Origin of the sequence: Bacillus sp. ILBB4 (genome assembly GCF_035064545.1) — a bacterium.
In the GTDB taxonomy this organism is placed as follows: domain Bacteria; phylum Bacillota; class Bacilli; order Bacillales; family Bacillaceae_H; genus Priestia.
Map to the genome: position 1 here is coordinate 41,227 of NZ_JAIQVD010000010.1, position 15,361 is coordinate 56,587.

A 15,361-nucleotide genomic window follows, 5' to 3' on the forward strand; every position below is an offset into this window, starting at 1 on the left:
GATAGGCTAGGCAGAGCCTAGCAAAACCGTGATATCAAAGAAAGTCGCTTAATATCCCCTTTGCGTCCCCTTTTTTGAGTGTACGTCCCTTTTACGTCCCCTTTTAAAATCCCGATGTCCCCTTTATGTCCCCCTGTTTTGGAGCCATGTCCCCTTTGCGTCCCCCTGTGTTTTTTCACTTCATGGCTAAATCTTGTTGCTTTTCATTCAATTTTTGGAGCTTTTCTTGTAACCTTTTTTGTTCATCTTCATAGAGCTGAATGCTTTCATCACTCGACTGAATGGCATCCTTTTTTATCGCAATTTTTGATTCTGTATCGACTTTTTCCTCCTCCACTTGGTACTTCATATCACATTGTAACTCGTTCATTTCTTGTTGCGTTTGACGTTTGTGTTTGGCTTCTACTGTGATCGCTTTTTCATAGTTTTTCATTTTCTTTTTGACGAACTGTTTCTCTAAATCATTGACCAAAAGTGCATAATCTTGTTTACTTTTTATTCCTTTTCCTTCTTCACTTTTCGTTTTTCGTTTTTCGTTGGTCAGAATAGAGCGTTGCAATTAACGCATGAGCATCTATTTCCTCTGTTGAATCTGTTTCTGAATCACTCGTTACGTCATCCACGTTTACCGTTTCTTTTTCTTCATTTTCTTGATACAGATCAAAGGCAAGTGCTTCCCAATTTGGAGATAAATCGCTGACCCTTACCACATAATAACCATCATCTTCATACAGCAATTGAACAGGTAATTTTACGCTTGGATTCGCTTTTTCTTGTGCAACAAAACTTACTTCCTCTTCATCGGTTTGATCCATTTTGATGACCATATCCAGTGAGCCGTTAGCCGGATGATACACACGATTTTCAATCGTGACGGTTCCTGTTATGTTGGAAGAAATGGCCTCATAGGTTTTCGTATGATATAAAAGATCTTCTGTTTTTAAATAAAATTCCGATGTCAGTAAGGATAAAAAAACGATAAGGGGAAAATAAAATCTATTATTCTAACAACTTAAAAAACTTAAATTACAACTAAACTTACATCCCAAAATCAACTAATATAGATTTATAATTAGTTTCTCCACTAGTCAAACTTAAGTTTAACCTATTACTCACTTTAATATAGTTTTTTAATCACACCTTCTCTTTAGTTAAACCTTAGTTAAACCTATCAGTAATTAAATACAGATTTATAGTCAGATTTTAAAATTAAGTTAAAGTTAAGTTGAACTTAAAGTCATCCACTACAGATTCACAGTTAGATTTCATCTCTTTAGTCTTCTCTAGCTTAAACTTAACAATTACTTACTACAGATTCACAGTTAGATTTCATCTCTTTAGTCTTCTCTAGCTTAAACTTAACAATTACTTACTACAGATTCACAGTTAGATTTCATCCCTTTAGTCTTCTCTGGCTTAAACTTAACAATTACTCACTATAGATTCACAGTTAGATTTCATCCCTTTAGTCTTCTCTGGCTTAAACTTAACAATTACTTACTATAGATTCACAGTTAGATTTCATCCCTTTAGTCTTCTCTAGCTTAAACTTAACAATTACTTACTATAGATTCACAGTTAGATTTCATCCCTTTAGTCTTCTCTAGCTTAAACTTAACAATTACTTACTATAGATTCACAGTTAAATTTCATCCCTTTAGTCTTCTCTAGCTTAAACTTAACAATTACTTACTATAGATTCACAGTTAAATTTCATCCCTTTAGTCTTCTATCCCTTTAGTCTTCTCTAGCTTAAACTTAACAATTACTTACTATAGATTCACAGTTAAATTTCATCCCTTTAGTCTTCTTAAGAACTTTGTTATAATGAACTATGACTCTGAATTGCCTATTCTATCAAAATAGCAAAAGAACCTGTAAATCTAACACAAAATCCATCATTAAATCTCTCAAAATTTAATGTCAGTTCTGTTATAATAACAACAAATTCGTTGTTATTATAATTGAGAAGAGGAGGGGGTTAATTTGAAACAAACTGAGGAAGAATTCAAATTAAGTGAAGCAATAAAACTTACTGGACTTTCTGATCAAACAATTCGAAGATATCAAGAGGACTTTAATATTCAAGGAATTCGTACTCAAGGTGGTCATCGTCGTTTCAAGAGAGAAGAGATTGATATGTTACTTGAGGCTAAAAGATTAAAAGAAGAACATGGTTACTCTATTAAGCAAATCCGTTCACATTTTAATGGAGAAACAACATCGGAGATGTTAGAAAAGAATGAACCTATGAAAACAGTTTTTGAGAAGAAAATAGTGAATTTAGAAGAACAATTAGCAGAGGCAACTGAAAAAATTGATTCTATGGTTCAGGTTTTAACAACATTTATGAAACAAAGTGGACAAACAAATCAAAATATTTTATCTCAATTTCAAGATGTACTAAAGGCACTCCCCGAAACATCTGCAACTACAAATAACCAAAGAATCTTGGAAAAAGAGCAACGTCTAAACGAATTAAAAATTAGAAACAAATTAAAAAAAGAAGCAATTGAAAAATGGGGTATGTTACCCGAAGAGGAACGGACTACAACTGTGAAAACTGGTCTGTTTAGTTTTAAAAGGGAAGAGAATTATAATAAAAAACGTGCTTTCATCGAAGATTATATAAGTGAACATTTAGTAGATCGACTTGAAAGAGAGTATGATATGAAACAAAATCAATGATTACTCTAATTTTAGCGAAATATAAAAAATAAAAGAGGCATTGCCCTTAGTTAAGCTAAGTTAACTAAGGGCAATGCCTCTTTTAAATAATGTCAGTTTGAAAGATTACTTTTATTGAAACTAAAAATTGCACTTTGGCATACTGATTGAGAGTAGAGAGAAAGATTATGTTTTTCAGATAAATAATTTTTAAATTATTTATTATCTAAATGAAAAAGATTAGCCTAAAATACTCGTTTTGATATATTTTGCTAATTTTTATTGAATTATGAGACTAGTTAACGCTATAATAAAACTAACAAAAAGGACCGGAATAGAAAAAAGACTTCAACTGTTTAAGAAGTGCTGTCAACACTCTTAAACCGTTCCCCCTAAACACAGTAGGGAAAACACTTGTCGAAGTCTCTTGTTAATAGAGTTAGTTTTTCTATAAAATAAAACTTATGTTTTTATTTTATATGAAATTGACATCTATTTCAAGGGCTTAGTTCATCAAAATCAAGGCATTGTTTTCCTTTTTTCAGGGAAACAGTGTCTTTTTTGTGTTCCTTAAAGGAGAAGATGAACAAATGACAAAAATATTAACCTGCTATTTAAAAGATGTAGACACCTTCAATGGACGGTTCAAATGGTTATGGACCCACAAGTCCACACTTCGGAAAAAGAAAGAAGAGTTTTTAGAAAATCTTCGTACCCACTTTAAACAACAACAATCTGCTATACATAAAGAATTTCCTAAAAAGAGAATGGAAATGCTCGATCATGTCATCTATAACCTAGTGGCTACGGGCATTCAAGCGATCCGTTCTGAAACACTTATGAAGAAATTTAATGTGTCCAAAAGTACCGTTTCTCGTTTTGTACGCTCGTTAAAAGCGACTCCGTTTGTACTTGTGGCACGTTACATTAAAGAAGACGCAACAGGTACTCATCCTGACAGTTATGTATTTATCCTTAAAAGTCATAAGAACTTTCATCACATTTGCAACGAAATCTTTTTTGCCCATGATACAACAGGAATACAAACGCTTCAACAAGAAGAAATGACCACTCCTGTGACACGTCCTGTGACGTCTCCAGAAAGTGCTGAAAACGTTGATACACCAAGCTTAGAGGCCGATAAATCATCTGATGCCTTTATTAACCTTGATTTACCTGTAAATCATATAAATAATCATTTAATGTCTGTTTCACAGTCATTCAGCTATATCAAAGGTGTTCCTAAGAAAGTCAATCAAGTCTATGCAGGTAAATATGGACATCAACTACAAGACTTTTATGCTCGTATTCAAAATGCTGCAAAAGCAGTAAAAAAAGATACAGAGATTACGATTGAGAAAGAGCAAGTCCATGAAATTGCATATACATCCATTGTGGGATTAGATAAATATGTCTATGAAGCTAATCAACAAAGCAATCCTTTATCCCTAGGGGATATGTGTCGATTAATCTATCAAATTGCGAAAAACCAATTCTACGAATTGGTAAACCCTAAAGAACAGGATTATTCATCAGTATACGCAAATCAACAAGAAGTTATACATAACGAAAGTCAGACAACAACATTAGCTACACCAAAACGGATTATCCGCAAAGAACTAGTTCCAGATTGGTTAAAAGCTGAACAGCAGCAAGAAAAACCTACACAAAAAGCAGAGGTTTCTCTGGATCATCAGCTTGAAATGATCCAGTTAAAGCAAGATTTAGGTCAAGAACTCACGCTAGAAGAAGAAGACTTGCTGCAGGAGCACAGCTCTACGTATAGTTTGTTGGAGATAGCTCAGGTAAAACAAGACTTAGGACAAGCTTTAACGCCAGAGGAACAAGAATGTTTGCGTCAACACAACCAGTTAAAAGACACAGCTTCCTAATCAAAAAAAGTAGAAATCTCTTAGAAGCTAATGTTTTAATAGAATATGTTTATTTGGAACTGTGTTCTAAATAAACAACAACTAAAAATCTACGCAGGAGGAGACTATTATGCCACACAAAATTACGTTAACCGGATCAGCGACAGGCCCTTTACGAGAATATGATCGCTACGTTGCTTTTGATATGCGTGAAAAAGGTTCACCATCTGCGCCTAAAGGATTAAAGAAGAGTACCTTTATTTCGTATACCGTGTTTGTTGCAAAGAAAGCCTTTAATAAAACTGAGCTCACGAAGAAAAGCATCATGCATGAAAAGATTTTAATTCAAGGGGAACCAACGTTAGACATTCCCATTGATGAATGCCCTGGTGAAGTAGGGGTCATCTGTTTTCAAATTACGGTTCTCCCGAATAAAACTGACAAAGAGAAGAATCAGTCAGATGCGAAAAAAGAACCTAAACAAGAGGCTTCTGCGTCTTCTGAAGCTCCAAAGAACACGGAACCTACTAAACAGGAAAAAGCACAAGCGCCTGTTTCTAAATCGGCAGCAAAAGAAGAGAAGAAAACTGAAACGGTAAAGCCAGAAGTAAAAGAAGCGCCTGTTCCGGAGAAAAAGACTGTGCAACAAAAGAAACAGCTACCCACTCAGCCAAAAGGGACACAGGATATGTTGAGTTTCAATGAAATTGTGGTACCTGAAGAGTTCCTAAAGACACGACCAAACCCTGAAAAAACACAAAAAGTTATTGAATTTGTGAAGCGTACTGGTCATTTAGATGAACCCTTAACAATCGATAAAGAGTCTAAGGTCTTAAAAGATGGCTATCGTCGTTATGTGGTGGCTAAGACGATCAAAATGGACAAAGTTCCAGTTGTCTATGAATATCAAAAATAAATAACTATTTTTGCTTTCAATTTCTTTACACATATTAAGCTTTTCTAAAAAGATGTCATAGTTGCGAAACTTGCGAGTCAAGTCTATTAATTGCAATCAGTAAGAGGGACTGAATGGAACGGTTTTGGGGTAGTATTAGAGATTTTAGTGAGCATCCTTATGTAAAAATGATATAAATTGCTGCGAAACTTCTTTAGGAGAACAAAGGCGGAATTTTTATGATGAAGATCTCATTGGATCTGAATTAATTCCAATTGCGAAGCTAGCATGGGGAGATTATTTGTGTTTGAACTTTCACTATGATAAGAACAATCCGTCTGTTGATCTCTTAGACTACGAAGAATCATATGAATGTGATCCAGCTACATCAAAGATTGCTGATACCTTTCAAGCTTTTTTAAGTATGTTATCCTCTGAGAACGGGTAAAAGGAGAAAATACCATCCAACCATGAGAATATCTACTCATCTAGATTTTTCAGCCTAATAAAGGGAGTGTCGATATGAAAAAGTGGCCTTGGATCATACTATCAGTTGGCGTCATTCTTCTCGTTTTTATGATGAACTACTTTATAGATAAACGTCAGCAACCCTCAAACATGATAAGTAGTGTCTCGCTTACAACCAGTACCTCTCCTGACAAGAAGAATATAGTTGAAGTCAAAAAGCTGTATACACAATCCAATGATTACTTTGACTATGAACAAAAGCAAAAGTTTGATTCTGTCCGAATGTACTACGGACAGTCAGGAAGCATGCTTAACCAATACAAAGAGCTTAAAGGAATTCATCCTTCTAGGATTCATGACGTTGATGTTTATTGGAAAGATAATCAACATGTCATTATTGACATCATAAATGGGAATCAGCAACAGAAAAACAAAGTCAAAAAGCGCTTTAATTATCATCTTACGGAACTATAAGCAAAAGATAAACGGATGCGAACAATAAATGGAGATGGCTTCTACATTTAGCCATAAAACAAACTTTTGCCGATATAAGTCAGTTAAATTTTTATTTTATCAGCAATAAATACCCTAGGTATCTAATTTAATATTCAGCATGTTTGGAGGGAGTATATATCTTTGAGTAGATGCTTCTTTCTCTGTATATCACTCTGTAAAAACATTAAGTTATAGAACTGTGAATTTTTATTATAGTTCATCCTTTAGCACAATTTTATTTTGTGGCTAATTATAGTCATATTCACAACAAAGACCGCCCATTATGTATCAGTTTATAAGGCGGTCTTAACTGTATTCATGCTATATGATTATTCCAAAAAAGTCGACAGGATACACAAATTGGCTTATTTTCTTCTATTCTATTCGAAACTTGACTCCTTATGCCTACTTTTTTTCTTTTCCTAGGTTCAAAAAGGTGAAAAATGGACAGGCTAGTAGTAAAAGAGGAGTGTGAGATAAATGTCATGGTGGAAGAATCCCAAAAGAACAAAGTTTGGTAAATTCTTAGATAAAGAAGGTATTACGCAGATGGATTTTGCGGATCGCAGTGGTGTGAGCAGAAATACAGTATGGCGTCTATGTAATGTAAAGGGGTACATTCCAACACCTGTGGTCTTAAGAAAAGTTATGCGGGCCGTCATTAAAATTGATCATCGTAAAGATTTTCATGACTTTTTTGATATATAAACCCCATGGTGTTTAGTTATAACATGGGGTTATGTTTCGTTTGGAAAAGTATACTGTGTACTAATGATGCGATTTAGAATTAATTCAGTATGTAGGACGTTACGAATAGCACCTTTGTCAGGTGACAGAGAAATTATGCCTTCTTCACCAAGCTTTGAGGGAATACAAGAGTTTAGCAAATGTTCTTTATACGTTACAATTGCTTCATATACCTCTCCGTAAATTCAAATTTGATAGGAAATAAATCCATTCCTTATTCCTTATTCCTTATTGATTTTGATTGAATTTCTAAAGCCAGCCTTTTGACTTCAATAAGCTTAGTTTTATCTTGCATACCAAGACTCCTCCATTAGCTGAATATATGTGAAAAAAAGCTTATTTTATGCGTTATTTGTTGTTTTGTTGATCTTGTAGCTGTTTCTATAATCATTGAATACTTTCCATTATGAATTGATTACGTTGGGGAAGTGTTTCGTTCAGTTGTTCCTGCCAATTATCCTGTTTGCTTTCTCCTTTTGATATCATCCAATCATTCATCAGTTCCAATTAAATTTTCCAATCTTAAATTATCTCAAATTATAAATATTGTTAATCTCAGTGTGAATTACCTTTATGACTAAATTTAAATTCTAGGACTTCATATATGCAGGATATTTAATTAGGAATCATGAATATATGAACCTAAAAGCATAATGAAAGTAGGTGACTTTTATTTATGTTAGTAGGTGAAATGCTTAATAAAATTATAAATAAAGAAATAACAATTAATGAATTAGCTACAATATATAGCGTTACTGATCAAACGATCCAAAGAAAGATTAAAAAATTAGGCTATGAATGGGACAAGAAAAAGTCCACTTACAAATATATCGGAAAATCACCTCAACCTTTAGACACTGATTTTAGTACATTATTTAGGAAGAAACTGGCTAGTAATTATAAGCACAGTCAGGTTAAAAATAAAGACAAGAAGAAAGCCAGTTACAGCAAGGGCACTAGTGACATACTAGATGTCTTATTGGTAAGAACGAAAGCGCCACCTAAAAGAGTATATCAAGGCTTTTACTTCGATAAAGACGTATTAAGTATTATAAATAGTGTTCCTAAAAATTACAAATCTGAACTAGTGAATGAAGCGTTAAGAAAAGTATTCAAGGAGAAAGGGTTACTCTAATGAAAGAGGAGGTCGGGAATCTATAAACTCTCGGCCTTCATTTTATTTACTCTAGCAAGTCCAAACTAAATAAAATGAAAAAGGGCATTTCTCCTGGCAGAGAAACACCCCATTGCTACGATAAATCATCTCAACCTTATTATAGCATGGGTTGCCCTCAAAAAATAGGAGGGTCTTATCGTGGTCAAAGCGAAAAACTATTAATGGGTATTGAAAATATCTTACTTGTAGCTTCTGATTTAATTGATAAAGTTACCCGACTGAAAAGTGTAGAAGAAGAATGAAAAATCCTGAAAGAGAAAGTCTTAATGAACCAGTTTACTAAAGTAGAACAAAAAGTATTTGCTCTTGCTATTGACTGTCATTCTATTTCAAAAATACAAGACATTCTCTATGAAGTTTTGTATTTTTCGAACCAACAAAAAAAGGACTACCTTATCCCCAAAGGTAATCCTTTCTTTTTTTATGTAGATTCTACACAACTTTATTTTACATAATTAGAATAAACAAACCATGATTCTGTTATGTTTTCTTACATAAATTATCAAATGTTATTTTTAACTTTTTCATAAAAATAAAAAAAGACATTTTTTCTATGCCTTGTTCCCTCGTATCAGCCCCACCTACGCTAAATACTATGACAGCCACTCGTGCCATCCAACCTATTATCATTATAAATGAAAGCGATTACAATGTAAAGTAATTAATAAAATATTCTGTCTATTATTTTTGTTATATTTACTTGTCTATTACGAATAATACCAAATATGATGAGCAAACTACTCAAGAGGTCGAAAGGCTTCCATCCTTTGGTTAAATAAATGTAGCAGAAAAACTCCTGATACCTGTTCAGGAGTTTTTCTGTCTTTTAAGATATATGCGATATACATCTTTAGTTAACAAAAGGTCTCTTTCCGTAACCCGATTAAAAAGAGACCTTTTGGCATAAGGGCAGGGTCTTTTTATCTTAAGTATGCAGCTTTTTATACATCCTTGATATGACTGCGTTTACTCGATACCCAAGTGGGCGGAGGATGTATAAAAAGTGCACGTTACATATGTATGCTCAAGGTCATCTTACATTGATTTGTTTCTTGATTTATTGTAAAATTATTCAGACTTTTTATAAATCAGTTTAGGAATTCCCTTAAAAGCTACCTGTCCTGCAACGATGGGGTAGCTTTCTTTTTTATCAGAAAACATATTTTCTTAGGATCCTATGTTAAGTTAATTTTGATTCCATTTGAGGAGGATGATGATACTTTTGATCTTCCATCTCTTTGCTGTTTAGCTGAACCTTTGTATTTCTCCATCAATTCATGAATACTTGCTATCTGTATAATACGGATATGGTCTGAAGATACCGCATAACGAACAGGTGTAATTAAAATGACAGAAGGGAATATCGCTGCTCGATCCTCTGGCTGCCAATGCAAAGCCTTCCATTCATCTGAAAAGAAAAACTCTTCATAGAGATTGATCTTAGCCTGCATTTTCTGCTCTGAATACTGATTTCTCTGAATTTCAATCCAAAATGGAGATCTTTTAAAAATACAAAAAAGATCTGGTTCAATGCCTCCTTTTCGTCCAGTGGGCTTATCTTCGACAATAACCTGTTTAGGCGTACTATAGGAACACATTTGCTTATAGACATCCAAGATAGAAAGGAAATGTAATATTTTTTGAGAGTTTTTTTTGATCTTCGCATCCACGGGCAAATAGACGGTCGGAGAATACTGTTGTGTGCGTTCCACCAGCCCTAATCGATATAAACGTACCATGACACTATTACACGCAGTGACAGGCGATTTTAGCTGTTTAAAGAACAATTCAACCAACGAGTCTCGATCTATAGCCCGAAACTGATTGATAAATCCGATGATGTCTTTATCACGCTGAGATAACCGAAAGCTCATCGCTGTTCCTCCTTCTCTAATAATCCAAAGATAGACTGTGACATGACATCGAGTTGCGGCTCAGGATCTTTCACACGTGTTTTATAAGGAGAAAGTAGTTCCTTACAAGCTTCTTCATCTAAGAAAAAGGCTTGAAACTCTTTCACGTCATCAATTTTAATTTTCATACGTCCCCTGGCAGCTGCATCGATTTCTTCTGCCCCAATCACTCCGGCAACCTTGGCATTGGTTGCATCAGCTTGCCTACCAGAGATCCGTACCCGTAAGTTGGCCTTTAATGCTGAGTTTAATAAATCCGCATCTGGGCGCTGCATCGCAATTATCGTATGAACACCTAACGCACGACCTTGGCTTGCGAACTGTTGAATCATCTCTACGAGATCCGTTTCTCGCTTGATGATGCTCATCTCATCTACAACCACGACAATCCGAGGCAGCTTAAACGGAAGCCTGCTGATATGAGTCACACCATGTTCTAAGAGTAAATCACCCCTTCGATACATTTCAGCTCGTAACAAGGCAAACGGTTTTCGCATGTCTTTGGCTTCAAAACAAAGCGCATCGACATGCTCAATTCCATGAAAAAGTCCTAAATCAGCCCGTTTGAGATCCACCAACACTAAGCGCAAATCTTCAGGAGAGGTATATTTCACCCATGTGGTGAGGATGACACGCATGAGGCTACTCTTTCCGGCTCCAATTTCGCCCGATATTAATAAGGTTTCCAAATCCGCAAAATCCCATGATACGGGGCTTCCATAAATATCTTGACCAATGCATACGGGGAGCTCCATTTTTTCCATATGAGAACGAATCGAATCATATTTATAGTTAAGCATCTTCGGTAAGCTTTTATGATGAACAGTAATACTAAAGTTCTTTAAGCTTCCGTTTATTTCGATGTTGCTGCCTAATACTTGCCGTAAGGCCCATCTCTTTTTGTTTAACAGCTCAGGGTCAATGCCATTCAATAAGGAAAAAGCATACCGAGTGTACGTATGGTGGTTATCTATTTGATGAATTTTTGGAAACAGATAAGAGGTGCGATCTCCTCGTTTAACTACCCGATAAATCTCTGCGGTACGAAACGCTTTAATTAATTGACCACGCAGTTTTAGTTTCTCAAACATAAACATTCCTCCTCAAAACATAAAAGTCGCAAAAAAGTAAATCAAGGCGCTATAGAAGGTGACAGGCAGGATAAAGCGCATTACCTTTGCGAACTGATCAACAAGGTCAATGACATCCCACCTCTCTAATATTCGTTCGATGATGGCAATTCCTAAGATAATACCTCCTATGGTCAAAATAGTGGGGTCAAGCATGGCGAGTGGACTAAACGGAACAAAGGAATAAGCCTTGAAGGGACGAGGTTTTGTTGAAGGTTTAAAGGATGGTTTATGGAAGAATTTTCGAAAAGTACTATAATGAGTTTTTCTCATGTTGATACCTTCTTTCACTCTTTTAATTTTTTTGCTTTTTACGTACCTGTTTTTTCAGCTCTCGGCATCCGGTCGCCCCCTTCGCCTCTTCGGCTCAGCTCCCTTACAGGTTCCACAAATGGCTTCAACAGGGTTATACAGCTTGTATTAACGCGGTAGCGATACTGAACTAGATACTGATTAAGTAATGAAGTCATAATTCTTTAGATACTATGTAGCTAGTGCGGTAAGCTTGCCTGTCCAGTCAAAAAATAAAAAAGAACCCTTACTGCAGTAGGGGATTAGTGGGTAGTTATGTAAGATGTACTTGGTTTTTATATGCTGGAGTTTGTCCCAATAATGCCTTTTTTAAGAAGTGATGTAGTAGATTACTTATTTTCAAAATATAAATGACTGATCCTGGATGAGCATTTTAAGAACATCAAACTTTGTCCGTGTAGCATAAGGCAAAGTTAATGTTCCCATTCCTTGAATGTAACCGTTAAAAGAGGCCGTCCTTTTTTACTATTATTACTTTTTGGTACCTATATTACTTGAAAGTGCGTACTTTTTTTTCCTGTTTTTATATTGGATAATAACTTTTGTCAGATAAACTAATTGATGATAGCACATTTATATTATGTCTTTGCGATGATTCCAACCTTAATTCAAAAAAGAAATGATACAAATACAAATAAAATTAATTGATAGTAAGCAGGAGGTAATATTGTTATGATGAAAAATTTACAGGATACAGTCACTTTACACAATGGAGTAAAGATGCCCGGCTTTGGCCTTGGTGTATTTAAAGTAGAAGAAGGTCCTGAATTATTAAATGCAGTTAAAATAGCCATTAAACATGGGTATCGTAGTATTGATACAGCAGCTATTTATGGTAACGAAGAAGGTGTAGGCCGAGGGATTCGTGAAGGTCTAAAAGAAGCTGGTATCTCACGAGAGAACGTATTTGTCACATCAAAAGTATGGAATGCAGACTTAGGATATGACGCAACAATTGCAGCTTACGAAACAAGCCTAAAAAAACTTGGATTAGACTATTTGGATCTTTACCTCATCCACTGGCCAGTTGAAGGAAAATACAAAGAAGCATGGAGAGCTTTAGAAACCCTTTATAAAGAGGGTAAGGTTAAAGCGATTGGGGTAAGTAATTTCCAAGTTCATCACCTTAAAGATTTAATGGAGGATGCAAAAATCAAGCCTGTAATTAATCAGGTAGAATATCATCCACGTTTAACACAAAAAGAACTTCAAGCATTCTGTGAGAAACATCATATCCAACTTGAAGCATGGTCTCCACTAATGCAAGGAGAATTATTAAATAATGAGGTTTTAACAGAGATTGCAAATAAGCATAATAAATCTGTAGCCCAGGTCATTCTACGTTGGGATGTACAGAATGGTATTATTACCATTCCAAAATCAACAAAAGAACACCGTATAGTAGAAAATGCTTCAATCTTTGATTTTGAATTAACTAAAGAAGAAATAGAACGTATTGATGAATTGAATCAAAATCATCGTGTAGGTCCAGATCCTGACAACTTTGATTTTTAATGAAGGGGAGAGGAGATAGACACACTGGTAGTTGTCTATCTCCTTCTTTGTTTAAAATTCGAAGGTTTATCCAAACTAATGACAGATTGTATTTATTTTATTAGTTCTATTAACCAAAAATATAGTTTTTATATAAAAATAGGAGTGACCTGATATGGAATTAAATTTAAAAGGAAAAACAGCTCTAGTTACGGGATCGACAGCCGGTATAGGTAAGGCTATCGCTCTGTCCTTAGCAGCAGAGGGAGCTACGGTTCTTATTAATGGACGACGAGAGGAGAAAGTCCATGAAACCATTAAAGATATTCAAACTCAGTATCCTCAAGCCATTCTTCATCCTGCTGTACATGATTTAGGAACAGAGCAAGGTTGTCAACAGCTAATGGAACAGTATCCAGAAGTAGATATTCTCGTTAATAATCTTGGTATTTTTGAACCTGTTGAATACTTTGATATACCAGATGAAGATTGGTTTCGGTTATTTGAAGTCAACATTATGAGTGGCGTTCGATTAACACGTTCTTACCTCAAGAAAATGATTCAAAAAGAAGAAGGAAGAGTAATCTTCATTGCAAGTGAGGCAGCTATCATGCCTTCTCAAGAAATGGCTCATTACAGTGCAACTAAAACCATGCAATTGTCTCTTTCTCGTAGTTTAGCTGAATTATGCACAGGCACAAATGTGACAGTTAATACCGTTATGCCTGGTTCAACTCTAACTGAAGGAGTAGAAACGATGCTAAATAGTCTTTATCCAAATGAACAATTAACTCTAAAAGAAGCTGAAACGCGATTTATGAAAGAAAATCGCCCCACCTCTATTATTCAAAGGTTTATCCGTCCAGAAGAAATTGCAAACCTTGTTACTTTCTTAAGTAGTCCACTTTCATCAGCTATTAATGGTTCAGCACTGCGGATAGATGGAGGACTAGTACGTAGCGTATTTTAAGCATTTTATAGCTAAAGATGAAGTATTCATATTCATTAGATGTTTGCCTCATAATATAAGACCATAGAACAAAGCAATAAGTAGCAAAAATTCAATTAGATGAATTAAATATTAAAAATAACAAACTTCCTTGCAGAACAAGAGGTTTGTTATTTTATCTGAGTAACGAAAAACAAGGGCCTAATCTATAATAAAAAAGAGCCGTATCGTATGATACGGCTCTTTTTTATTGATAACGAAGTTTATCCACTTCTTCTATTGTAAGACCTGTCAGTTTACTTATCATTTTACTGTCTATACCTTCTTGGATCATGCCTAAAGCAACCTTCTGAATCCCCTTTTTTTCTCCTCGCTCTTCACCCAGTTTTTCTGCTCTTTTCAAAGCAGATTTTTCATCCAAAAGAGCTTTTCGTCTTGCTTCATAAGCAAGTAATACTTCTGGATCTTGACTCACACGTTCCCATTCATCCATTGCTTTCTTTAATATTTGATCTTCTTGCATCGCAATCTCCTCCAATACTTGAGTAATTTCTTCATCTTCGGATGCTTCAAGTAATAATAACCATCGCACAAGTTGATCTTCTCGTGGATCTACCTCTCTGTTACGCCATTTAATTAATAACTTAGGTAGCTCCATAAAATGAATCTCCAACATATCGGTTAAAAGTAATTTCTGTTCGCGCTCATATAACTGAAAGGTGGAGTGATAATCATGCATATGTGATAAATAACGGAAGTTCACAATGTTAATCGTAATAGTTTTACAAAGCTCTCCGTAATCCATGCCTTCCTTCATTTGACTACTATACATTTTGGACCAATAATAGAGTGTTCGCTTTTCCATATCATGCTTATTATTAAGTTGAATTTCAATATTAACGCGGCTTCCATCTTCTAACTGCGCGTGTACATCTAAAATTGAACGTTTATCTTCTTGGTTTTCTTTATTAAAATGCGGATCTAACAACTGAACCGTTTGAATTTTCTTCTCATCTGGAAAGCGAAGTGCCGCATTTAAGAAGGCAGCTAAAATGGATTCATTTCCATGGGTGCCAAATAACGATTTAAACGCAAAGTCGACACGCAAATCTAATCGTTTCGTCATAATGCCCTCCGTCCTGGTTATGTTTGTTATTAGTATATCACGACTAGATTTCTTCTTCCTATATCACACGTTCTAATTCGATACGCTCACATTAAAAAACTTGTTATTCCTGTTAGG

The 15,361-nt window shown here is 35.0% G+C and carries 15 protein-coding genes; 9 read left to right on the top strand and 6 right to left on the bottom strand.

The genetic code is table 11. From position 1 onward, the window contains the following. Positions 1-175 precede the first annotated feature (175 nt). A complete protein-coding gene (locus LAV82_RS26335; protein WP_499717273.1) occupies positions 176-559 on the bottom strand; it encodes a hypothetical protein in 384 nt (127 codons plus the stop codon). Further along, positions 513-857, bottom strand: coding sequence for a hypothetical protein (locus tag LAV82_RS26340; protein ID WP_499717274.1), 345 nt, complete (start codon positions 855-857; stop codon positions 513-515). The genes LAV82_RS26335 and LAV82_RS26340 overlap by 47 nt, the downstream gene beginning before the upstream one ends. Before the next feature lie 1,129 nt (positions 858-1,986). Here LAV82_RS26340 and LAV82_RS26345 point away from each other — a divergent pair. From LAV82_RS26345 to LAV82_RS26375, 7 genes are all read left to right on the top strand, one after another. After that, positions 1,987-2,688 carry a helix-turn-helix domain-containing protein gene (locus LAV82_RS26345; RefSeq protein WP_211079399.1) on the top strand — a complete coding sequence of 234 codons (702 nt, stop codon included), beginning with the start codon at positions 1,987-1,989 and terminating at the stop codon, positions 2,686-2,688. Positions 2,689-3,257: 569 nt separating this feature from the next. Further along, positions 3,258-4,559, top strand: coding sequence for a replication protein (locus LAV82_RS26350; protein ID WP_499717275.1), 1,302 nt, complete (start codon positions 3,258-3,260; stop codon positions 4,557-4,559). Positions 4,560-4,668: 109 nt separating this feature from the next. Beyond that, on the top strand, positions 4,669-5,454 hold the full coding sequence (locus LAV82_RS26355) for a ParB N-terminal domain-containing protein (protein WP_499717276.1): 786 nt from the start codon (positions 4,669-4,671) through the stop codon (positions 5,452-5,454). Between the two features lie 286 nt (positions 5,455-5,740). Beyond that, positions 5,741-5,881: a hypothetical protein gene (locus LAV82_RS26360; protein ID WP_499717277.1), complete on the top strand. Its 141-nt coding sequence runs from the start codon at positions 5,741-5,743 to the stop codon at positions 5,879-5,881. Positions 5,882-5,955: 74 nt separating this feature from the next. Beyond that, positions 5,956-6,375 carry a hypothetical protein gene (locus LAV82_RS26365; protein ID WP_211079269.1) on the top strand — a complete coding sequence of 140 codons (420 nt, stop codon included), beginning with the start codon at positions 5,956-5,958 and terminating at the stop codon, positions 6,373-6,375. 501 nt (positions 6,376-6,876) lie between these two features. After that, the gene (locus LAV82_RS26370) at positions 6,877-7,104 is read left to right on the top strand and encodes a helix-turn-helix domain-containing protein (RefSeq protein ID WP_043978001.1); all 228 of its coding nucleotides are present in this window, start codon (positions 6,877-6,879) and stop codon (positions 7,102-7,104) included. A gap of 715 nt (positions 7,105-7,819) precedes the next feature. Further along, positions 7,820-8,278: an HTH domain-containing protein gene (locus LAV82_RS26375; RefSeq protein ID WP_499717278.1), complete on the top strand. Its 459-nt coding sequence runs from the start codon at positions 7,820-7,822 to the stop codon at positions 8,276-8,278. 1,217 nt (positions 8,279-9,495) lie between these two features. Here the strand turns inward: LAV82_RS26375 and LAV82_RS26380 are convergent. Genes LAV82_RS26380 through LAV82_RS26390 form a run of 3 tightly spaced genes read right to left on the bottom strand, consistent with a single transcriptional unit; the run spans position 9,496 to position 11,636 of the window. Beyond that, positions 9,496-10,194 (bottom strand): hypothetical protein, encoded by a 699-nt coding sequence (locus LAV82_RS26380; RefSeq protein ID WP_499717279.1) that lies wholly within the window; start codon positions 10,192-10,194, stop codon positions 9,496-9,498. Next, complete coding sequence (locus tag LAV82_RS26385; RefSeq protein ID WP_499717280.1) at positions 10,191-11,324, bottom strand: FtsK/SpoIIIE domain-containing protein; 1,134 nt, start codon at positions 11,322-11,324, stop codon at positions 10,191-10,193. The genes LAV82_RS26380 and LAV82_RS26385 overlap by 4 nt, the downstream gene beginning before the upstream one ends. A gap of 12 nt (positions 11,325-11,336) precedes the next feature. Continuing rightward, a complete protein-coding gene (locus LAV82_RS26390) occupies positions 11,337-11,636 on the bottom strand; it encodes a hypothetical protein (RefSeq protein WP_499717281.1) in 300 nt (99 codons plus the stop codon). Between the two features lie 711 nt (positions 11,637-12,347). Here LAV82_RS26390 and LAV82_RS26395 point away from each other — a divergent pair. Both LAV82_RS26395 and LAV82_RS26400 read left to right on the top strand, forming a co-directional pair. Further along, positions 12,348-13,190 (top strand): aldo/keto reductase, encoded by an 843-nt coding sequence (locus LAV82_RS26395; protein WP_499717282.1) that lies wholly within the window; start codon positions 12,348-12,350, stop codon positions 13,188-13,190. Positions 13,191-13,344: 154 nt separating this feature from the next. After that, the gene (locus LAV82_RS26400) at positions 13,345-14,139 is read left to right on the top strand and encodes an SDR family NAD(P)-dependent oxidoreductase (RefSeq protein WP_499717283.1); all 795 of its coding nucleotides are present in this window, start codon (positions 13,345-13,347) and stop codon (positions 14,137-14,139) included. Between the two features lie 226 nt (positions 14,140-14,365). On the opposite strand, the gene LAV82_RS26405 is transcribed toward LAV82_RS26400, so the two are convergent. After that, positions 14,366-15,244: an Rpn family recombination-promoting nuclease/putative transposase gene (locus tag LAV82_RS26405; protein WP_097812432.1), complete on the bottom strand. Its 879-nt coding sequence runs from the start codon at positions 15,242-15,244 to the stop codon at positions 14,366-14,368. Positions 15,245-15,361: the final 117 nt, after the last annotated feature.